The sequence below is a fragment of the Flavobacterium sp. KACC 22763 genome (genome assembly GCF_028736155.1).
Classification (GTDB): Bacteria; Bacteroidota; Bacteroidia; order Flavobacteriales; family Flavobacteriaceae; genus Flavobacterium.
The window spans coordinates 3,724,230-3,745,796 of sequence record NZ_CP117879.1 but is presented as its reverse complement, the minus strand read 5'-3'; the positions used below and the strand labels follow the sequence as shown (position 1 = coordinate 3,745,796).

The following is a 21,567-nucleotide window of genomic DNA, read 5'->3' as shown; positions in this document are numbered from 1 at the left end:
AAAAAAACTTAGAACCTTAGTATCTCAGAACCTTAGCACCTTATTTAGAAATATACTTTCCCTTCACAATATCATCAGCAAAAATGTTCAGATTATTAATAAGCACTTTATTGTTGGTCATAACATTTTGCGTTTGATAAAGTGGATCTTTTTCATAGGCTTTCAATAAAGTTTCCAGTTCAACTTCATCAAAAACAACAAAACTGTTGTAAATCGCATCTCTAAAATTTTTGTAATTGATGCTTTGGGTAATTTCCATTGCTTTTTGTTCGTTCCAGCCTTCTTTTGCCGAAGCTTCATTTATTTTAGATAAGCAAAAATCGATCACATAGTTTTTATAACGTGCTGCTTCAACAATTTTATCAATTATAATTTTGTTTTGCTGACTTGGCATCAGTGGCTGATTGTTTTGCGATAAGGATTTAGAAGAAATAAAAAGGCATAATAATACAGCTAAGAAATTGTGATTTTTTAGATTTTTCATAGGTCATTCAATTATTTTGGGTGGGCTAAAATAGTACTTTAGAAAAATAAATCATCAGGTTTGAATGTCCCAAGTTGTAACAAAAAAAGCTCCGAAAAAACAGATTTTGAATCTGCTTTTTCGGAGCCATTTTTTAAGAATTTAAGCTATAATTATCTGTCTTTATTTTTTAGAAAGTTCTTCCAAAACCTTTTTTCCGCCTTCATTTGTAGGATCCAATTCAACAGATTTCTTGTAGTTAACCATTGCTAGTTTTTTATCTCCATTAGCCAAATAAGCTTCGCCTAAACTATCATAAGCATTTCCAGATTTTGGAAAAGTATCAACATTGATTTTGAAAACTTCAATGGCTTCTTTCTTTTTTCCAGTTTGCAATAATTGATATCCAACTCGGTTCATATCGCCTTCTTTAATCGCATAAGTTGGATCGGTTTTTAGCTTTTTGTAAGTTTCTGTTCCTGCTGTTGCACCTTTTTCAGTATAAACATCTAATAAATCAAGAGCCAGAGATTTTTTCGGCTGATTAAATGGCTGATTGTATAAAATATTGCGAATTGCAGTATTCATTTCGCCTAAAACAGTTCCGCCAGTATTATTCAATAAAACAACAAGATTTTTATCTTTAGGAATACGCGAAATAATGGTATTAAATCCGTTGATTCCACCTCCGTGCTCAACAACAGTCAATTTATCGTTTCCGTTTGGCACTTCATAAGTTGACCATCCGTATCCGTAGAAACCATTCCAAGCTTTGATGTAAGGTTTGAATAAAGATTCCATTGATTTTTCAGAAAGCAATTTATTGGTATAAAGAGCCTGATCCCATAAATACAAATCTTCTACAGTAGAATACAAAGATCCTGCAGCATACGGAATACTCATGTCAATGTACGAAGCATTGACAATTTTTTTGCCTTCTTTTTCGTAACCGGCAGCTCTATTTTTTATAATAACTTCACTATGGTCATAACCTGAATTTACCATTTTTAAAGGTGTGAAAATCGTTTCTTGTAAATTTTGCTCATACGTTTTGCCTGTAATTTTTTCGACAATGTAACCTAATAGAAAATAACCTGAATTGCTGTAATTAAACTTTTCACCTGGAGCGAATTCAAGTGGCAGACTAGAAAAAGTTTTTACAAAAGCTTCTGGAGTATAAGGATTTTTTGCTTTATCTCTAAGGAAATTTGGCGCGTTAGTATAATTTGGAATTCCAGATGTATGCGTCAATAAATGGTGAATCGTGATTTTATCGCCATTTTCTTTTGGATAATCTGGAAGATAAGTAGTAATAGGGACATCCAGTTTTATTTTTCCTTCCTCAGCCAATTTTACAATTAAAAGTGCTGTAAACTGTTTGCTGATAGAACCCAATCTGAATTTAGTATCCGTCTGGTTCGGGATATTCCATTCCATATTGGCAGAACCGAAACCTTTTTTGAAAATTACTTTTCCATTTTCGGATACTAAAGCAGAACCATTAAATTGTCCGTATTCGTTGTATTTGTTTAAAAGCTGTTCAATTTGTTGTGCTTTATCTTGAGCAAATGTGCTAAAGGATGAAAATTGAAAAGCAACAAAAAGTGCAACAAGTTTGATTGATTTTTTCATAATGGATTGATTATGGTTTAAGATTAATGAATGATTCGTTTTTTGATTGATGATTGAAACTTCTTAAATGAAATAAAAAAGATGCTCTAAAACTTTAGACGATTGATTTGCGATTTGGTTTCACGATTAACCCACTTTTTTTTATTTTTTTTAGAATATAAAAAAGTAGAGCACAGACAAGTTGTTTTAAAACTTAGTCTATGCTCATAACTAACAAATATTTTTAATGCTATTAAGCAGTCAAAATTTTACAGATGTATAATAATAAAAGGATAAAAAACTTTAGCATGTTCTTAGATTAGGGTTAATATCCAATTGAGGTAAAATTATTTCGTTTCAATATCAACTATTTTTTGGCCGTTTTCTCCGAGATAGTGCACAACAATATTTTCATAAACTTTATAGCCGTCATCAACATTGGTAAAAATGACTAAACCTTGTTTTGTTTTGGGAAGCAAAATAAAAATAGTCTGAACACCTTGATCTGCACCGCCATGCGAAAGAGCGTAGTTTTTATTTCCTAAGTCGTAAATTTCGAAACCTAGACCAAAATATTTATTCTTCTTGGTCTGAACTTGATGCGAAATCATATCTTCAGCAACCTTCTTGCTTAATCCTTCGCTGTTCATTACGCTCGATAAAAATTTGCCATAATCTTCAATCGTGGTCAATAAATCGTCGGCAGCATTTGCAGTTTTATTTTTTGTCAGTTCATAAGGATTGCCGTTTTTGTCATAATTGACAGCATATCTCGAAAGATCTATTTTATCATTCCAAATTAATTGAGAATCGGTCATTTTTAAAGGTTCAAAAACGAATTCTGAAGCCAATTGATCTAATGTTTTGTGGAATTTTTTCTCCAGCGCTTTTCGCAGATATTCAAATCCTTCACCCGAATATTGGTATTGTGTTCCAGGTTTAAATTTGAAATCTAATTTTTTAGATTCGTTAAAAGATCTCCAATTTGGAAAACCTGTTTGATGACTCAAAACAATTCTCGTGGTTAGTAATTTTAAATTTGGATCTTTTGCAATATCTGGATCGATCCAATATTTGTAAAGCGGTTCGTCCAAATCCCATTTTCCTGCGCTTACCAATTTCAAAACCGTTATGGCAGTTATAGGTTTTGTCAGCGAAGCTACATTCCAGATAGTATTATAAGGTGCTGAAACACCTTTTTTAAGTTCACCAAAAACTTTTACCTGTTTTAGTTTTCCGTCAGTAATAATTCCAATTCCTAAAGCGGGAATATTATTCTCTTTAAGCCATTTTTCGGTTTCTTGATCATTATCAAAAAGATTTGATATGCCAGCAGTAGAACTTGTCATTTGATGATTATAACTCAATGATCTTGCTAGTTTCCATTCTTTATTTTTTAAAAGCCATAGATGAGTAAATTTGGCAAAACTTCCAGCTTGTTCTGCATTTCCGGCAGAGCTTTCGTAAAAACGATGTGTTCCCATTTGTATCGCGCCATATAAAACACCATTTTTATACAAAGGATAAATTTCTGTGCTTCCGTTTATTAATTCTCTGCGATAATTATATTTTCTTGTTGGAGAACAGATTCCGCTTTGAAATGTTTTTAGAAATCGTGCTTTGTCAGAAATGCTGTCTTTGTCGTGATAAAATTCGAAATCTTCCGTGTAAAGATTTTCAAATTGTTTTACATCGCAGGTATTAAAACCAATGTCGAAAAGAAGACTGTCTTTTGCCATAATGGTTTTATATAAAGCCGAACTTTTAGCTTCTTGAGAAAATCCAAATTGAATTTGGATGAATGAAATTCCAATTAAAAGAAATTTTAATCGAAAATACGATTGATTGATTTTCATTTGTAATTGATTTTGATTGATGATTCTGCAAAAGTAAATCAATCAAAACTCATAAAATTGTACAAATGCGAAAACTTATCTTTTATGAGAAAGAAAATACGAATCGGGGTCGAATGTTTTCGGAGTGGTTTTAGTCACATCTTTAAACTTTTTGATAAAATGAGACTGATCAAAATATTTGTTGTAAAGTGCAATATCAGTCAGTTTTAGCTTTTCTAAGTCAGAATTCACCATTTGATCTACCGATTTTCTGAACTTCAAAATCTGAATGTATTTTTTGATCGTAAGACCAGTTGCGGTTTTAAATTTAATTTGAAGTGAACGTTGAGAAGATTTTAAAGCTTCACTAATTTCTGAAACAGATACTTCTTCTTTATTTTTAATGATTTCGCAGATTTTTTCAATTATGGTTTTCTCCGAATTTAGATCAGATAATGCTTCAAAATAAGCGTTGATTGTATTTAAAATAATTTCAATATCAGAAACAATCTTAATTTTAAAAGGCAATTCTTCAAGATTAATTTTGATAATAGAATCTGTAAAATCGCTTAAATCATACTTAGGAAACAAGGAAAGTGTCCAAGTGTGAAGCTGAACAATTATAACTTTAGTTTTTGGATGGATGTTGACTAAAACTTTATTAGTCATCTGCGAACAGAAGTAAACACCTGCGTTCATTTCATACTTGGCTTTACTTGTATGAACTTCGATAGCATTTCCAGTTACAAAAGCGAGATTAAAACAACCGTTTGGGAGAACGAGTTTGTTTTCGATCAGGCTTTCGCCAATGCTGTTGTCCAAACACCAAATTTTATTGACGAATCTTTCAGATTTTTGGGTCACGTAATGTTCTGAGTATAGTTGCATTTTAGTTCTGCGATATCAATTCATGATCTGAAATCGCAGACTAAATTACAGTTTTCTGCATTATTGTTTAGACAAACTCTGCAAAATAATCTCGTTTAGTATTTTTCCATTCCTCCAAAATAATACTGAAATAAACATCATCCTTACTGTTTCCGTCAGAATCTACATAATTATTTCTAAAAATGCCTTCTTTTACAGCGCCCAGTTTTTCAATAGCTTTCTGAGATCTTAAATTTTCAAGATCTGCACTGAATTGTATTCTTCTAAATTGAATTTGTTCGAAACCAAAATCCAATAGCTCATATTTGCACGCTTTATTTAAGCCAGTTCCCTGAAATTCTTTTCCGTACCAAGTCCAGCCAATTTCACATTTTTGGCTAGCGTGATTTAAATAACCGTAACGAGTGCTTCCTGCAACTTTGTCTGTCGCTTTATCTATAATAAGGAAAGGATAACAAATTCCATTTGCTTTTTGGTGTAATGTGTTTTTAATATAGTTTTCAAAGTCTTGATCGTTTCGAACATACATTCCCATATATTTCCAAATTTCCTCATCAAAAATGATTTCTTTTAGTTCTATATTTCTTTTGCTTTCAAAAGGGAGTAAAAGAACTTTTTCATTTTCTAAGATAATGTCCGATTGTAAAATTTCGCTGTTCATGAATTTTGTTTTTATAGAATGAATTAAATCGAAAGCGAAATTAGTTGTTTAATTTTTGTGAATAAATCAGATAAAACAACAATTTGTTATATTTTTTAAATGCCAAAAAACAGAATAATCTTTGTGAATCACTATTTGCAAACAATTTGTTCATTTATTTTAAGGCTCATGTACAATTATTAGTTATTTTTACGACCCAATATTAGATTTTCCCTCGATGCAAACATCATTAAAAATTGCTGTAGTTGGTTCTGGACTTGTAGGGTCGCTTCTGGCAATTTATCTTAAAAAAGCTGGTCATACTGTTCATGTTTATGATCGTAGCCCAGATATCCGAAAAATAAATTTTTCTGGCCGTTCTATTAATCTAGCAATGTCCAACCGTGGCTGGAAGGCTTTGGATGCAGTTGGTGTTGGAGATTCGGTTCGGGAAATTGCAATTCCGATGGATAAACGTGCCATTCACTTGGTAGACAAATTAAATTTTCAGAATTACGGTCAAGAAGGCGAATCTATATATTCTATCTCAAGAGGAAAACTAAACAGAAAGATGATCGATCTTGCTGAAGAAGCTGGAGCCGAATTTCACTTTGAACAGAAAGTTTGGGATGTTACCTTGAACGATGCTACGCTTCATATTGGTGAAAGCGAAAGAGGCGAGTGGGAAGAAAGAAAGTTTGATATGGTTTTTGGTGCCGATGGAGCTTTCTCTAGAATTCGTCACAGAATGCAGCGTCAGAGTATGTTCAATTATTCGCAGGAATTTTTGAATATGGGATATAAAGAATTGAACATTCCGGCAAATCCAGACGGAACTCATAAATTAGATAAAAACTCATTTCATATTTGGCCAAGAGGCGAGTATATGTTAATTGCGCTTCCTAATCTTGATGGAAGTTTTACTTGTACATTATTCATGCCTTTTGAAGGAGAAAATTCTTTTGAATCATTGACAGATCGTAAAATGGTCGAAGATTTCTTCGAGAAAAATTTCCCAGATTCTATTGATGTAATTCCAGAATTAGCAAATGATTTCTTTAAAAATCCAACGAGTACTTTGGTAACCATGAAATGTTTTCCTTGGACTTACGAAAATAAAATTGCCTTGATTGGAGATGCTTGTCACGCCATAGTTCCATTTTACGGACAAGGTATGAATGCTGGTTTTGAAGATATCACTGTTTTGAGCGAAATGATTGAAAAGTACCAAGACGATTGGAAGAAGATATTTTCAGAATATCAAATCTCTAGAAAACCGAATGCAGATGCGATTGCAGAGCTTTCGTATCGAAATTTCTTGGAAATGAGTACCAAGACAGCAGATGAAAAATTCTTGTTGCAAAAGAAAATAGAAAAAGTCTTTTCAGACAAACATCCAGACAAATGGATTCCGCTTTATAGTCGTGTTACTTTTAGTGACCGCCCGTATGCCGAAGCTTTAGCAATCGGAGATTATCAAAATGGAATTATGGAAGAAGTACTTCGAATGGAAAATATCGAAAACATCTGGGATGGTCCAGAAGTAGAAAACAAGATTCTGGAGTTATTAGAAAATAGATAAAATTTTTAAACCATATAAGTTATTTAAGTCAGTATAAATGCGTTTCGCATAAATTAAATGAACTTATATAACTTATATGGTTTAGTTTTTTATTTCTTAAATATTTTAGTTAAAACACCAAAAACGCCTCGTATAAAAGTAGCGCTTGTTACCACTTTCAAAACAGATTTTGTAACAACTTCTGTAGTGCTTGGCCCAGCTTTTGATGATTTGGCAGGAGCCTGCTCTTCTTGTTGTGCTGCGACCTCTGCTGCTTCCGTCAGTTTTTTGTTCAAAATTTCAAAAGCACTTTCGCGATCAATTTCTTCAGCATATTTTTTAACTAGTTTCGATTTACCGTTTATTTCATCAATTTCAGATGGAGACAAAACATCCATTCGACTCATTGGCGCACGCATCATAGTCGCCACAAGCGGAGTCGGAATACCTTTTTCGTTAAGCGCTGTCACCAAAGCTTCCCCAATTCCTAGACTCGTCAACAGTTCATCAGTCTTATAATAAGGAGAAGTAGGGTAGTTGTCGGCTGTTTTCTTAATCGCCTGACGGTCATTTGCTGTAAAAGCTCTAAGCGCATGCTGAATTTTTAATCCTAACTGAGCTAAAACACCACTCGGAACATCCATTGGGTTTTGTGTAACAAAATACAGACCAACACCTTTAGAACGAATTAATTTTACAATCGTTTCAATCTGTTCTAATAATGCTTTGCTAGCTTCATTAAAAATTAAATGCGCCTCGTCAATAAAAATAACCAATTCAGGCTGATCTGCATCTCCTTTTTCTGGCATCTTCTGATAAATTTCGGCCAAAAGGCTCAACATAAAAGTCGAGAATAATTTTGGTTTATCTTGAATATCCGTCAAGCGGATAATGTTAACGTAACCTTTGCCATTTTCATCAATTCGCATTAAATCATCAGTTTCAAAAGACAGTTCGCCAAAAAATAAATCGCCGCCTTGCTGTTCCAATTCTATTATTTTTCTAAGAATGGTTCCTGTCGTGGCAGTTGAGATTTTGCCATAACTAGCCGCAATTTCATCTTTACCTTCTTCAGTAATATAATTGATTACTTTTTTAATGTCTTTTAAATCAAGTAGAGGCATTTTGTTATCATCGCAATATTTGAAGATAACTGCTACAACTCCAGCTTGAGTATCATTTAGATCTAAAATTCGTGAAAATAGGACAGGGCCAAACTCAGAAACAGTAGCACGCAGACGAACACCATTTTGTTTAGATAAAGACATCAACTCAACAGGAAATGCGGATACATTATAAGGTATATTAATTTTAGCATGACGTTCTGTAATAAAACCTTCTTCTTTACCTTCTTTGGCTATACCGCTAAAATCCCCTTTAATATCCATCATTAATACAGGAATTCCTGCACTAGAAAGCTGTTCAGAAAAAACCTGAATTGTTTTGGTTTTTCCTGTTCCAGTTGCACCAGCAATTAATCCGTGTCGGTTTAAAGTTTTTAGCGGAATTTTCACATGGGCTTCTGCAATTGGCTCACCGTCAAGCATTGCCCCTCCAAGTATAATACTGTCTCCCTTCGAAGAATACCCTGTAGTTATATCTGAAATAAAATTCTCTTTTTTATTCATGTTTTTATTTGTAATTTAGATTGTTATATGAGTATTGCTTTGTTTTTGGGTGCTTTTTATGTGGTTTTTTTTAGTAAGAAAAAGCTTTTTTTGATTGAAAATTTAATAAAAAAAAAATTCGCAACTTTTTAAGAAGATATCAAAGGAATCTTTGAATATTTACTAAAACGTTGTAATTTTTCTAATTATCCTCCTTTTTTTTGTTTTATCTAAAAAATGACGTGGCCAATTTAATGAGATATTTTTTAATTTGAAGTTAAATTTCGGTCAATTAAATTAAAAAAAGTTTTTTTATTTAAACTAAACGTATAAATTTGCTCCTCTACAAGTTAAATATAACTAAAAAATAAAAATTATTTAAAACTATTAAAATTAAAAAAAATGGCAAACGTTAAAGTTAAAAAAGAAAGCACTTCAAATGGCGGAGGAATGATCACAGGAATCATTATTGTAGCGTGTATCTTAGTAGGGGTGTTTATTTGGAAAGTAATCATGGGGGATTCTGCGAACTTCGAAGGAGGTAATCCAGAAACAGGACATCCAATCAATACATTAGGACAAGTATATAAAGGAGGTTTCATCGTACCAGTATTATTAGGTATGTTTTTAATGGTTGTTGTTTTTTCTATTGAAAGATTTATTGTTATCGGTAAAGCTGCAGGAAAAACTAACCTTGACAAATTCATGAAAAGCGTTCAAGGTAGTATTAAAGAAGGAAACATCGAAGCTGCTATCGCTTCATGTGACAAACAACAAGGTTCAGTTGCAAACGCAATTAAATCTGCTTTGGTAAAATACCAAGATGTTAAAAAAGAAGGATTCAACAGCGAAGAAGCTTCAGAAGTAATCCACAAAGAAATCGAAGAGGCAACTTCATTAGAAATGCCAATGTTAGAGAAAAACATGACTATTATCTCTACTTTAGTATCTTTAGGTACATTAGGAGGATTATTAGGAACTGTATCTGGTATGATTAAAGCGTTTGGTGCGTTAGCTTCTGCTGGTACTCCTGACCAAGCTGCTCTTGCAACAGGTATCTCTGAGGCACTTATCAACACTGCTACAGGTATCTCTACTTCTATCTTAGCAATTGTTTCTTACAACTTCTTTACTGCTAAAATTGACGATTTAACTTACTCTATCGATGAGGCTGGTACTACTATCGTTAATACTTACAGAAAATTCAGAGGAAGTTTAAGACAATAATTAATTTTTGATTTTATAATCAAAAAAATAAAATAAAAGATAATGGCTAAAATAAAAATGAAAAAAAAGTCTACATCGACAGATATGACTGCGATGTGTGATGTAGCGTTCCTTTTGCTAACGTTCTTTATTTTGACCGCTACTGCTAAAGTGCCTGAGGCATTGCCTGTGGATATGCCTGCTTCTGTTGCGATAAGTAAACTGCCAGATACTGATTTGGCTATTATTACAGTAGGAAAAGGGAAAGTATTTTTTGACATCAAAGGAAGAGAAGTCCGTAAAAGAACTCTTGAAGGAATGGGTGCAAAATATGGTATTGAATTTTCAGAAGAAGATAAAACCAAATTTGCTCTTATGGATGATTTTGGTGTGCCAATTACAGGTTTAAAGCAAATCATTGATATGAAAGCGGCGGACAGAACCAAAGCAAACCAACCTGGAATTCCTTTGGATTCATTAGATAATCAATTAAAAGAATGGCTTCTAATTTCTAGAAGAGCTACAATTGATTTGGATGACAAAGAATTGCAGATTGCGATTAAAGGAGATGCTAAAGAAGAATATCCAAGAATTAAAAAAATTATGGATATTTTGCAAGATCAGAAAATCAATTCCTTTAACTTAGTTACAGGTAAGAGAGGAAGAGACTTTTAATTAAAAAATATACACTAAGATGGCTGAATTAAATACCGGCGACGGCGGTGGTGGTAAAGGTGGTAAAGTAAGAAGTAAAAAGCAGAATTCGAAAGTCGATTTAACAGCGATGGTGGATTTGGCATTCTTATTGATTACATTCTTTATGTTAACTACTTCGTTGTCAAAACCTCAATCGATGGATTTGTCATTGCCTAATAAAGAGGAGGATGAAAAACCAACCGATAAAACTAAGGTAGATGAAAACCGTACCATGACAGTGATGTTAGGTGGTGATAATAAAATGGTTTTCTATATGGGATTATTGGCATCACCAAAAGTGGGGCCGAAAGATATTACATATGGTAAAGATGGTATCCGTAGAGAATTGTTAAAACAAAAGAAAAATGTTTTGGCGTATTCTGCAGCTTTAGGGAAACCTAAAAACGGAATCATTGTGATCATTAAACCAACTAAAAAATCAAATTACCGTAATTTGGTTGATATTTTGGACGAAATGGCTATCACTGGAGTTGATACGTATGCGATTGTTCCTGAGTTTACACCGGAAGAAACAAAAGTGATAGATAAAAAATAAGAGCAATCTTAAATTTTATCGACTTAAAAATCAAGAAGTATGAAATTAGATATTATAAAAAATCAGTGGCTTGATATCGTATTCGAAGGACGTAATAAGATATATGGAGCATACGAGCTGAGAAAATCAAACGGAAAAACAACTGTGAAAGCACTTGTTATTGGTTCTCTTATCTTTAGTGCTGCTGTAGCTGCTCCTCTTATTGCGAGTTTGTTACCAGACTCTACAGAAGAAGAAGAGGTTAAAGAGGTTAAGATGGCTGCGGTAAAATTACCTCCGAAAAAAGAGGAAGTTAAGCCTAATATGCCACCGCCACCGCCACCGCCACCAAAAGTGGATCAGGTTAAATTCGTTAAACCTGTGGTTGCAAAAGCGGAAGAAGTTACTGAAGACCCACCAAAAATTGTTGATTTAAAAGACAAAAAAGTTGGTGCTGAGACTATCAAAGGAGATCCAGATGCAGTTTTAACTGTTGATGAGCCAGTTGGAAAAGGACCAGTAGCAGAGGTGGTACAAGAAGATAACACTGTATATAATACAGCTGGTATCGAAGTAAAACCAGATTTCCCAGGAGGTATTGATAAATTCTACAAATTCGTAGGAAACAACTACAAAACTCCTGAAGAAGAAGGTTTAAAAGGTAAAGTTTACGTTACGTTTGTAGTTGAGAAAGACGGGTCATTAACAGATATCAAAGTTTTAAGAGATATCGGTTATGGTACAGGAGCAGAAGCAATTCGTGTTCTTAAAAAATGTCCGAAATGGACTCCCGGCGAGCAAAATGGTAAAAAAGTTAGGGTATTGTACTCTCTTCCTATTACTATTCAATCTGCAGAATAATGTTAAAAGATATGCTTAATAATATTCAGAAGAAATCGCTCAAAGAGCGATTTCTTCTTGTTTTAGGAATACTGTTTTTTTTAATTTATCTTGTGCTCGGTTTAATGATTATGTTCTGGGAGAAACTCCCGCTAAACATGGAATGGAAATACAGATATGCTTTTGGAGGATTGCTAATTGTGTATTCGGGAATAAGATTTTTAAGATTAATTAATTCAAAAGAAGAATAATTATGTTGAAATATAGTAAGGCTTTGGGTTTGGTTGTTTTTGTCTTTTTGTTTGCCATGTGCAACCAAAAAAGCAAAAGTGAAACTGAAAAAGAGACCATTTTGAAAGGATCACTTGATATTGCGGTTGACGAAACAGTAAAGCAAATTGTAGACGATCAGGTTGCTGTTTTTGAAGGTACTTACTATAATGCAAAAATAACAGTAAAGCCAAATTCAGAAGCTGAAGTAATTAATGATCTATTAAATCAAAAAACTAAGGTTGCAATTACAACTCGAGATTTAACTGCAGAAGAAAGAGCTCGTTTTGATAAAAGTAAAATTAATCCGAGAGTAACTCCATTTGCCCATGACGCTATTGCTTTTATTTCAAACAAAAGCAATAATGATACTTTAATTGCGTTGAAAAGTGTTATTGATTTCATGCAAGGTAAAACAGATGGTAAAATTAAAGGACTAGTTTTCGATAATCCTAATTCAAGTACTGTTCGTTACATGAAGGAATTAGCGAAGGTGAAGGAAATACCTAAATCAGGAGTTTTCTCATTTAAAACAAATAATGAAGTAATCAAATTTGTTTCAGAAAACGAAGGAATGATTGGGGTTATTGGTATTAATTGGTTTTATCAGCCAACACCTGATATGACTGAAACTATTAATAAGATAAACGTCCTTTATGTTAAAGGGTTGAATAGTAATGAATATTACAGTCCTACTCAGAATGACTTAGAAATTGGGAAATATCCTTTGGCACGTGATTTGTTTATTATCAATTGTCAAGGTTATTCGGGACTTGGAATGGGATTTGCTTCATTTATAGCAGGCGATATAGGACAGCGAATAGTTTTAAAATCTGGATTGCTGCCATATAAAACTCCAGGGCGAAAACTAAAGATTAGAAGTGAAATTATAAAAGATAAAGAATAAATTAATTACAATAAAGATGAATAAATTTAAAATTTTAAGTCTTGCATTAGTTGCTTCGGCTACCGCAGCAAAAGCGCAGGATATCAACCAAGCAAAGAAGGCAATTGATGCTGAACAATTTGATAAAGCAAAAACAATCCTTAAATCAATCATCAAAAGTAAACCTTCAGATGGGGAAGCAAATTTTGTTTTAGGTAATGTTTATTTAAATCAATCTGTTGTCGATTCTGCAAAAATCTATTACAATAATGGATTACAAGCTTCAGACAAGAAAAATTTAAGCTATATCGGTTTAGGACAATTAGATCTTGATGCTAAGAATAGTGCTGCTGCTCAAGCTAATTTTGCTTTGGCAACAAAAGACATGAAGAAAAAAGATGTAAATGAATTTATTTACATCGCAAGAGCTTACATGAATTCTGAGAATCCAGATTATAAAAATGCTACTGAAGTTTTGAAAAGAGCTTTATTAGTTGATCCTCAAAACGCACAAGCATTATTAGCAATTGGTGATGCTTACTACGGAGCAAACAACCAAAATGATGCTTATAAAGCTTACCGTGATGCTTTTACTGCTGACAACACTTTGTTGAGAGCAAAAATGCAATTAGGAGTTTTATTAAAAGGTGCTAAATCTTATGATGAAGCAATTAAATCATTCAATGAAGTTATCGCATTAGATGCTAGCTACGGGCCAGTTTACAGAGAACTTGCTGAAACATATTACAAATGGGCAAGAAACAAACCTTCTACTGCTAAAGTTAACTTGCAAAATGCAATTACAAACTACGAGAAGTACTTAAGTTTGACAGATTACTCTCTTGATTCTAAAATGCGTCATGCGGATTTCTTGATCTTGGTTAAAGATTACAAGCAATTAGAAACTGTTGCAAACAAAATGATCGCTCAAGATAAAGTAAATCCTAGAATTTTCAGATATTTAGGATATGCAGCTTACGAAAACGGAAATGTTGATGTAGCTATTAAATCTCTTCAAGATTATATTAATACACCGTCAAACAAAGTAATTGGTAGAGATTACTACTATTTAGGACTTTCTAAAATTAAAAAAGGAACTGGAGCAGATGGTACAGTAAATCAAGCAGCTTTTGATGCTGGTTTAGCAGATATCAAAAAAGCGATTGAATTAGAGCCTTTAGTAGTTGAAGAATTCGCAGATTTTGGAAAAGAATTATTCGGTAAAAAACAATATGCTCAGGCAGCATCTATTTTTGAACTTGGAGCAAACAACCCTGAGTCTAAAAATTACTTAGATGACAGTGTTTATTATGGAATTTCTTTATACTATGGTAATGCTAGTAAACCAAAAGAAAGCCGTGATGCTGTTGCTTTAGGAAAAGCTGATGCAGTTTTCGATAAAATTTTAACTACTGCTCCTAGTTATGATGAAGCATATTTATATAAAGCTAGAATCAACTCTCTATTAGATAAAGATGATATGATCATTAAAAACTACGAAGAGTATGTTGCTAAAATTTCAGCAAAAGGTGCAGAGGAAGTGGCTAAGCCAGCTGTAGCTAAAAAGTTTGTTGAAGCTTACAATGGTATTGGTGCTGCTTATGCTAATACAGATAAAGCTAAAGCTATTGAGTATTTCAATAAAACTTTAGTTTTAGATCCAGCTAATTCATATGCTACACAATCTATAAAAGCTTTAAAATAATTAGAAGATTTTAAAGAGAATATAAAAACCGATAGTTCTAAAAAAACTATCGGTTTTTTTGTTCCGTATTTTATTGACTATCTTTGCACTCTTAAAATAGTATAATGTTACCAAAAGAAATACAATTAGAAGTAAATAAAGGAGCTATGCTTCCGTTGATGGAAGAATTTTATACCATTCAAGGAGAAGGTTCGCATACAGGAAGAGCTGCTTACTTTATTAGGATTGGTGGGTGTGATGTAGGTTGTCATTGGTGTGATGTGAAAGAAAGCTGGAATGCTGAACTTCATCCTCCAACGAAAGTAGATTTAATTGTGGAAAATGCTGCAAAATATGCTGATACAGTTGTTGTAACTGGTGGAGAGCCTTTGTCTTGGGATATGACTTTTTTGACAAAACGTTTAAAAGAGAAAAATTTAAAAGTACATATTGAAACTTCAGGTGCTTTTCCATTATCAGGAACTTGGGACTGGATTTGTCTTTCACCTAAAAAGAATAAACTGCCAACTCAGACAGTATATGATAATGCTCACGAATTAAAAGTGATCATTTACAACAAACATGATTTTATTTTTGCTGAAGAACAAGCAGAATTAGTAAATGATAATGCGATTTTATTTCTTCAGCCAGAATGGAGCAAAAAAGAAGAAATGACTCCGCTCATTGTTGATTATGTTATGAATAATCCAAAATGGAGAGTTTCATTACAAACGCATAAATATCTTAATATTCCATAAAAACAACAAAAAAACTCTTCAAGTGAAGAGTTTTTTTGTTTGGTAAAGATACATCTGTATTAAAACTGACGAGTGATTATTTCCAGTTTTTATATTTTTTCAAAGAAGTGATATGTGTCAAATGGTGATTTCCATGCCAAGCATACATTCCAATCATTCTTTTGAGTTTAATTTCTGAATTATCAGAAGGATGTATAAAAGTTTTTTCTAAATCAGTTGTTGATAAACTTCGCATGATATAGCCCAATCTGAAATGAAGTCCTTTCAGTAAATCTAGAGTTGGTTGGATTGGCATTGTCAGATTGTCGCTTAATTCAGACCAAAGAACTTCGTCATAAGGCTTAATTACGGGATTATTTTCCGTTAAAGCCCATTTTAGGCGAACGTAGCAATTCATATGGCTTTCGGCACAATGATGAAGAACTTGTCTTACTGTCCATCCGCCAGGTCTATAAGGAGTATCCAGTTGTTCGTCGGTTAAATGAATCGTTTCTTTTGCTAGTTTTTCAGGGAGAGTTTCAATTTCTGTAATTTTTTCAGAAATATATTCTGTTGAATACTGCTCTGGAGCTGTAAATTTTCCAATCGGATATTTTAATTTCTCTAAATCTAGTTCATTCATGGTTTTATGGTTTGTTTTAAATGGAAAGTTTAGCTAAATAATCGTAATGTTCTCCTTCAAGAATAAGTTCGCAGTTTAAGCCATTTGCAACTGCTGCATTTTGAAGCGTATTATAATCTAGATATAACCAGTCAAAAGATTCTTCTTTTTCTCCTTTATAACTAATATTAAAAACAAGTTCACCATAATAATCATTTTCAGACGGAATCCATTTGCCGCCATCTTCATCTTCATCAAACATATAAATGATGTCAGAACTGTCAATTAAAATTTGTCCGCCAGGATTTAAAAGAGATTTTAGCTTAGACAAATATTTATTACAGTTTTTTAGCTGGCCAAAAATACCTGTACCATTCATTAAAAGGAGGATTGTATCAAATTTTTCTCCTTGAAAATCTAAAACATTTTCAACTTTAGCATTTTTTATTCCTCTAAGGCGACAGGTTTCAATTGCCTTTTCTGAAATATCAATTGCGGTTACCTCTAGATTACGTTCATTTTGCAATGATAAAGCATGGCTTCCGGCTCCACATCCCACATCCAATATTTTTCCTTTAGCCAATTGTAAAGCTTTTTGCTCAATTTTAGGCATTTCATTGTAAGTTCGGAAAAGATATTCAACACTCATTTCGTCTTCTTCAGAAATCGAAGTTTCGGTGATAATATCTTCAGGCGAATTTTTGGTATAAAAATCAAATATTGCTTTCCCAAAAAGATCTTTCATTGTTTTAGTTCAAAGTTTAAGGTTTCAAGTTCAAAGTTGCTTAATTTTGCAGATCAACTTTAAATTTTAAACTTGAAACAGATTTTAAATAACTTAAGTAAGTTAGCCAAAGATAAGCATAACGAGAATAAAAAGTATTTCGGTAAGCTTAAAAAGAAGCCACCAAAAAATTTAGACTATATTATGCAGGATTTGCACAATGCTGAATTTAAAAAAACGGATTGCTTAAAGTGCGCTAATTGCTGTAAAACAACAGGCCCCCTATTTACTTTGGCGGATATTGAGCGAATTTCGAAACATTTTAGACAAAAGCCACAGCAATTTATTGATCAGTATTTGCGAATTGATGAGGATAAAGATTATGTTTTGAAAAGCGTTCCCTGCACTTTTTTGGATAATGAGAATTATTGTATGATTTATGATGTTCGTCCAAAAGCCTGTCGAGAGTTTCCTCATACAGATAGAAATAAATTCTATCAGATTTCAAATCTAACTCTGAAAAACGTCGAAATTTGTCCAGCGGCATATAATATAGTAGAAGAAATGAAAAAGAAATTACCATTATAAAAAGAAAGGGACAATTGTTAGTGGTAATATCATCGTTTTCTTTTTTTAAGATGTACTTTTGAGAAAGGAATAATTAATCAACCTAGAGAAAACTTATAATTTGAACTTAGAATATTTTATAGCCAAAAGACTTATTACTGCAAAAGATTACAAAAGCAGTATTTCGGCACCTATTATAAAAATTGCTATTTCTGCAATAGCGATCGGAATTATTATGATGATTGTTTCTGTAGCAACTGGAATTGGTTTACAGAAAAAAATTCGAGATAAAGTCTCTGCATTCAATGGTCAAATTATAATTTCTAATTATGATAATAATAATTCAGAAGTTACAACGGTTCCAATTTCGAAGAAACAAGATTTTTATCCTAATTTTAAGTCAGTGCCAGAAGTAAGCCATATTCAAGCAGTGGCAAGTAAAGCTGGAATAATTCGAACAGAAAACGCTTTTGAAGGAATTATATTTAAAGGAGTAGGGGCAGATTACGATTGGAACAATATTAAAGAGTACATTGTAGAAGGTAAACTGCCAGATTTTACAAAAGCATTAAATGAAGATGTTATTATTTCAAGGTTTCTAGCAGACCGTTTAAATTTGAAAGTCGGAGACGAATTCAATACCTTTTTTATAAAAGAAGAACAAGGGAAACTTCCGAACAGTCGCCGATTTAAAATCGCAGCTATATTTAACTCAGGTTTCCAAGATTTTGATGCTACATACATTATTGGAGATATTCGCCACATTCAAAGAATTAATAAATGGAGCGAAGATCAAATTGGAGCATTTGAGATTTTTGTAAAAGATTTTGACGAAATTAAAGCAGTTGGGAATAAAGTTTATGAATCAACTTCGTCTAATCTCGATACAAAAACCATTATAGAAAAATACAGCTACATTTTTGATTGGCTCCAATTATTTGATTTTAATATCGTAATTATTTTAGGAGTTATGATATTGGTTGCAACAATTAATATGGTAGTAGCCCTCTTGGTGCTTATTTTAGAAAGAACCCAGATGATTGGAATAATGAAATCTATGGGAGCCAATAACTGGTCAGTTCGTAAAATATTTTTGTATAATGCCTTTTACTTAATTCTACGCGGATTGTTCTGGGGAAATCTAATAGGAATTTCAATTCTTTTAATTCAGCAGCAATTTGGAGTAATTCAGCTCAATCCTGAAAATTATTATGTTAATCAAGCTCCAGTTTATCTAAATTGGATTTATATACTCTTGTTAAATTTGCTCACTATTACTGTTTGTTTCTTGGTATTATTAATTCCGTCTTATATAATAACAAAAATATCCCCAGTTAAAGCAATTCGTTTTGATTAGATAAAGAGATTTCAGATAAATACAACCCGACAGGTTTTTAAAACCTGTCGGGTTTTTTATTATGCACTATAATATATAGAGTCAGTCTGCCGGTCTGAGCGTAGCGAATCGCATCCGGTTTTGGGATCTGGGATTTAAAAGATTGGAATTTTGCGTTTAATCAGGAGCCTGATCCCGCTATCCGCTTCAATCTTTTGGGGCCGAACCCCGGCCCCAAAAGGATTTCCGCTCCTATCGGGGCTATGGGCTTCGGCTTTCAGAAGAAGCTTTTGGCAGACGGGCCCCTTAAAAAGAATGGAAAATCGGCAGAAAGAAGGGGGAGGGGCTGAAAATTCCCTAAAAATGGAAAGCTTCAGCCCGCAAAAAATACCGAAAAGGCATGTAAAGGAAGAAAAATCCCACGCATATCCGAAAAATCATAAAATGTAAACCATCTGTTATGAGACAGTTAAGGAATAATCCGAAAAAAGACTGAAAAAAGCTGGGCAAAAGCATTGGAAAAGCGGAAAAAGGTTCTACTTTTGCACCCGCAACAGCGAAAAACGCTCTTAGACATTCCGGCAGCTTGATCACATTTGAGGAAAGAGATTTCCGAAAAAAAAGATTAAAAAAAGCTTGCGGGAAAAGAAAAAGCTTTTTACATTTGCACCCCGCAAAACACGGAAAGTTCCTTGAGATACTGGTAAGAAAAACGAAAAGATGAGGCGAAAAGAAAGCTTCAAAAATTTTTTAAGTTTTTCTTGCGAGAAACAAAAAGAAGTTTTAGTTTTGCACCCGCTTTGAGATACAGGCGAAGACAGAAAAAGATACGTTCGTAGACATATTGAATTGACAGCCGTTTTGAAAGAGATTTCAAAACAAAATAGAATAAGAGTAATGGAATCGAGAGATTCGAAAAGAACCGATAGATAAAGGCATCGAATATATAATATTAAAATATACGATGAAGAGTTTGATCCTGGCTCAGGATGAACGCTAGCGGCAGGCTTAACACATGCAAGTCGAGGGGTAGAAGTCTTCGGGCTTTGAGACCGGCGCACGGGTGCGTAACGCGTATGCAATCTGCCTTCCACAGAGGGATAGCCCAGAGAAATTTGGATTAATACCTCATAGCATAGCCAAACCGCATGGTTTGGCTATTAAAGTCACAACGGTGGAAGATGAGCATGCGTCCCATTAGCTAGTTGGTAAGGTAACGGCTTACCAAGGCTACGATGGGTAGGGGTCCTGAGAGGGAGATCCCCCACACTGGTACTGAGACACGGACCAGACTCCTACGGGAGGCAGCAGTGAGGAATATTGGTCAATGGGCGCAAGCCTGAACCAGCCATGCCGCGTGCAGGATGACGGTCCTATGGATTGTAAACTGCTTTTGTACGGGAAGAAACACTCCTACGTGTAGGAGCTTGACGGTACCGTAAGAATAAGGATCGGCTAACTCCGTGCCAGCAGCCGCGGTAATACGGAGGATCCAAGCGTTATCCGGAATCATTGGGTTTAAAGGGTCCGTAGGCGGTCTTGTAAGTCAGTGGTGAAAGCCCATCGCTCAACGGTGGAACGGCCATTGATACTGCAGGACTTGAATTACTGGGAAGCAACTAGAATATGTAGTGTAGCGGTGAAATGCTTAGAGATTACATGGAATACCAATTGCGAAGGCAGGTTGCTACCAGTGGATTGACGCTGATGGACGAAAGCGTGGGTAGCGAACAGGATTAGATACCCTGGTAGTCCACGCCGTAAACGATGGATACTAGCTGTTGGGCGCAAGTTCAGTGGCTAAGCGAAAGTGATAAGTATCCCACCTGGGGAGTACGAACGCAAGTTTGAAACTCAAAGGAATTGACGGGGGCCCGCACAAGCGGTGGAGCATGTGGTTTAATTCGATGATACGCGAGGAACCTTACCAAGGCTTAAATGCAGACTGACCGATTTGGAAACAGATCTTTCGCAAGACAGTTTACAAGGTGCTGCATGGTTGTCGTCAGCTCGTGCCGTGAGGTGTCAGGTTAAGTCCTATAACGAGCGCAACCCCTGTTGTTAGTTGCCAGCGAGTCATGTCGGGAACTCTAACAAGACTGCCAGTGCAAACTGTGAGGAAGGTGGGGATGACGTCAAATCATCACGGCCCTTACGCCTTGGGCTACACACGTGCTACAATGGCCGGTACAGAGAGCAGCCACTGGGTGACCAGGAGCGAATCTATAAAGCCGGTCACAGTTCGGATCGGAGTCTGCAACTCGACTCCGTGAAGCTGGAATCGCTAGTAATCGGATATCAGCCATGATCCGGTGAATACGTTCCCGGGCCTTGTACACACCGCCCGTCAAGCCATGGAAGCTGGGGGTGCCTGAAGTCGGTGACCGTAAGGAGCTGCCTAGGGTAAAACTGGTAACTAGGGCTAAGTCGTAACAAGGTAGCCGTACCGGAAGGTGCGGCTGGAACACCTCCTTTCTAGAGCCCAAAGTGTTAGCTGTAAGGCACGCTTGGGAAATAAGATGCCGGACATTAGGTTCTGGATCTTGAAATTGCATTACTCTTGCTGTTAATTTAAAGAAATAAACTTTTAAGTAAAAAAAAACAGAGTCTCGTAGCTCAGCTGGTTAGAGTACTACACTGATAATGTAGGGGTCGGCAGTTCGAGTCTGCCCGGGACTACTTTTTAAGGCTTAAAGAGAAGGAAATTCTAGAGTTGAAGCGTTATGAATCTTAATTCATAATTCATAATTCACAATTCATCATTAGATTTGGGGGATTAGCTCAGCTGGCTAGAGCGCCTGCCTTGCACGCAGGAGGTCAACGGTTCGACTCCGTTATTCTCCACAGTTCCGAAAGGAA

19 protein-coding genes, 2 tRNA genes and 1 rRNA gene are annotated in these 21,567 nt (G+C 34.5%); 14 read left to right on the top strand and 8 right to left on the bottom strand.

Annotated features, from left to right (window positions below):
• Positions 1–40: 40 nt before the first annotated feature.
• From PQ463_RS15635 to PQ463_RS15615, 5 genes are all read right to left on the bottom strand, one after another.
• Entirely contained in the window at positions 41–484 is a 444-nt protein-coding gene (locus PQ463_RS15635; protein WP_274254466.1) for a hypothetical protein, read from the bottom strand.
• A 162-nt stretch (positions 485–646) separates the two neighbouring features.
• The gene (locus tag PQ463_RS15630; protein WP_274254465.1) at positions 647–2,095 is read right to left on the bottom strand and encodes a serine hydrolase; all 1,449 of its coding nucleotides are present in this window, start codon (positions 2,093–2,095) and stop codon (positions 647–649) included.
• A 326-nt stretch (positions 2,096–2,421) separates the two neighbouring features.
• Complete coding sequence (locus tag PQ463_RS15625) at positions 2,422–3,930, bottom strand: serine hydrolase domain-containing protein (RefSeq protein WP_274254464.1); 1,509 nt, start codon at positions 3,928–3,930, stop codon at positions 2,422–2,424.
• A gap of 75 nt (positions 3,931–4,005) precedes the next feature.
• Positions 4,006–4,797: a helix-turn-helix transcriptional regulator gene (locus PQ463_RS15620; protein ID WP_274254463.1), complete on the bottom strand. Its 792-nt coding sequence runs from the start codon at positions 4,795–4,797 to the stop codon at positions 4,006–4,008.
• A 67-nt stretch (positions 4,798–4,864) separates the two neighbouring features.
• On the bottom strand, positions 4,865–5,458 hold the full coding sequence (locus PQ463_RS15615; protein ID WP_274254462.1) for a GNAT family N-acetyltransferase: 594 nt from the start codon (positions 5,456–5,458) through the stop codon (positions 4,865–4,867).
• Positions 5,459–5,675: 217 nt separating this feature from the next.
• Here PQ463_RS15615 and PQ463_RS15610 point away from each other — a divergent pair, with 217 nt between their 5' ends.
• Positions 5,676–7,019, top strand: a complete 1,344-nt coding sequence (locus PQ463_RS15610; protein ID WP_274254461.1) for an FAD-dependent oxidoreductase — start codon at positions 5,676–5,678, stop codon at positions 7,017–7,019.
• Between the two features lie 89 nt (positions 7,020–7,108).
• Here PQ463_RS15610 and PQ463_RS15605 read toward each other — a convergent pair whose 3' ends face one another.
• A complete protein-coding gene (locus PQ463_RS15605) occupies positions 7,109–8,626 on the bottom strand; it encodes a helicase HerA-like domain-containing protein (RefSeq protein WP_274254460.1) in 1,518 nt (505 codons plus the stop codon).
• A 381-nt stretch (positions 8,627–9,007) separates the two neighbouring features.
• Between PQ463_RS15605 and PQ463_RS15600 the strand changes: the two genes are divergently transcribed.
• The 8 genes from PQ463_RS15600 (at position 9,008) to PQ463_RS15565 (ending at position 15,480) form a co-directional block, all read left to right on the top strand.
• The gene (locus PQ463_RS15600) at positions 9,008–9,832 is read left to right on the top strand and encodes a MotA/TolQ/ExbB proton channel family protein (RefSeq protein WP_008464979.1); all 825 of its coding nucleotides are present in this window, start codon (positions 9,008–9,010) and stop codon (positions 9,830–9,832) included.
• A 42-nt stretch (positions 9,833–9,874) separates the two neighbouring features.
• Entirely contained in the window at positions 9,875–10,486 is a 612-nt protein-coding gene (locus PQ463_RS15595; RefSeq protein ID WP_274254459.1) for an ExbD/TolR family protein, read from the top strand.
• A 19-nt stretch (positions 10,487–10,505) separates the two neighbouring features.
• On the top strand, positions 10,506–11,063 hold the full coding sequence (locus PQ463_RS15590) for an ExbD/TolR family protein (protein WP_111365903.1): 558 nt from the start codon (positions 10,506–10,508) through the stop codon (positions 11,061–11,063).
• A 39-nt stretch (positions 11,064–11,102) separates the two neighbouring features.
• Positions 11,103–11,903, top strand: coding sequence for an energy transducer TonB (locus PQ463_RS15585; RefSeq protein WP_111365904.1), 801 nt, complete (start codon positions 11,103–11,105; stop codon positions 11,901–11,903).
• Entirely contained in the window at positions 11,903–12,133 is a 231-nt protein-coding gene (locus PQ463_RS15580; RefSeq protein ID WP_111365906.1) for a hypothetical protein, read from the top strand. Before PQ463_RS15585 ends, PQ463_RS15580 begins: the two co-directional genes overlap by 1 nt.
• Before the next feature lie 2 nt (positions 12,134–12,135).
• Positions 12,136–13,059, top strand: coding sequence for a PstS family phosphate ABC transporter substrate-binding protein (locus PQ463_RS15575; protein WP_111376542.1), 924 nt, complete (start codon positions 12,136–12,138; stop codon positions 13,057–13,059).
• A 16-nt stretch (positions 13,060–13,075) separates the two neighbouring features.
• Positions 13,076–14,743 carry a tetratricopeptide repeat protein gene (locus PQ463_RS15570; protein ID WP_111376543.1) on the top strand — a complete coding sequence of 556 codons (1,668 nt, stop codon included), beginning with the start codon at positions 13,076–13,078 and terminating at the stop codon, positions 14,741–14,743.
• 104 nt (positions 14,744–14,847) lie between these two features.
• Positions 14,848–15,480, top strand: a complete 633-nt coding sequence (locus PQ463_RS15565; protein WP_111376544.1) for a 7-carboxy-7-deazaguanine synthase QueE — start codon at positions 14,848–14,850, stop codon at positions 15,478–15,480.
• A 76-nt stretch (positions 15,481–15,556) separates the two neighbouring features.
• Here PQ463_RS15565 and PQ463_RS15560 read toward each other — a convergent pair whose 3' ends face one another.
• Both PQ463_RS15560 and PQ463_RS15555 read right to left on the bottom strand, forming a co-directional pair.
• Positions 15,557–16,102, bottom strand: coding sequence for a YfiT family bacillithiol transferase (locus PQ463_RS15560; RefSeq protein WP_274254458.1), 546 nt, complete (start codon positions 16,100–16,102; stop codon positions 15,557–15,559).
• Between the two features lie 16 nt (positions 16,103–16,118).
• Positions 16,119–16,826 carry a class I SAM-dependent methyltransferase gene (locus tag PQ463_RS15555; protein WP_274254457.1) on the bottom strand — a complete coding sequence of 236 codons (708 nt, stop codon included), beginning with the start codon at positions 16,824–16,826 and terminating at the stop codon, positions 16,119–16,121.
• Positions 16,827–16,898: 72 nt separating this feature from the next.
• Between PQ463_RS15555 and PQ463_RS15550 the strand changes: the two genes are divergently transcribed.
• The 5 genes from PQ463_RS15550 (at position 16,899) to PQ463_RS15530 (ending at position 21,552) form a co-directional block, all read left to right on the top strand.
• Positions 16,899–17,393, top strand: coding sequence for a YkgJ family cysteine cluster protein (locus PQ463_RS15550; protein ID WP_274254456.1), 495 nt, complete (start codon positions 16,899–16,901; stop codon positions 17,391–17,393).
• A 100-nt stretch (positions 17,394–17,493) separates the two neighbouring features.
• Positions 17,494–18,729, top strand: coding sequence for an ABC transporter permease (locus tag PQ463_RS15545; RefSeq protein ID WP_274254455.1), 1,236 nt, complete (start codon positions 17,494–17,496; stop codon positions 18,727–18,729).
• A 940-nt stretch (positions 18,730–19,669) separates the two neighbouring features.
• Positions 19,670–21,183, top strand: a 16S ribosomal RNA gene (locus PQ463_RS15540).
• A gap of 130 nt (positions 21,184–21,313) precedes the next feature.
• Positions 21,314–21,387: transfer RNA gene (locus tag PQ463_RS15535), tRNA-Ile, on the top strand.
• A gap of 91 nt (positions 21,388–21,478) precedes the next feature.
• A tRNA-Ala gene (locus tag PQ463_RS15530) sits at positions 21,479–21,552 on the top strand.
• Positions 21,553–21,567: the final 15 nt, after the last annotated feature.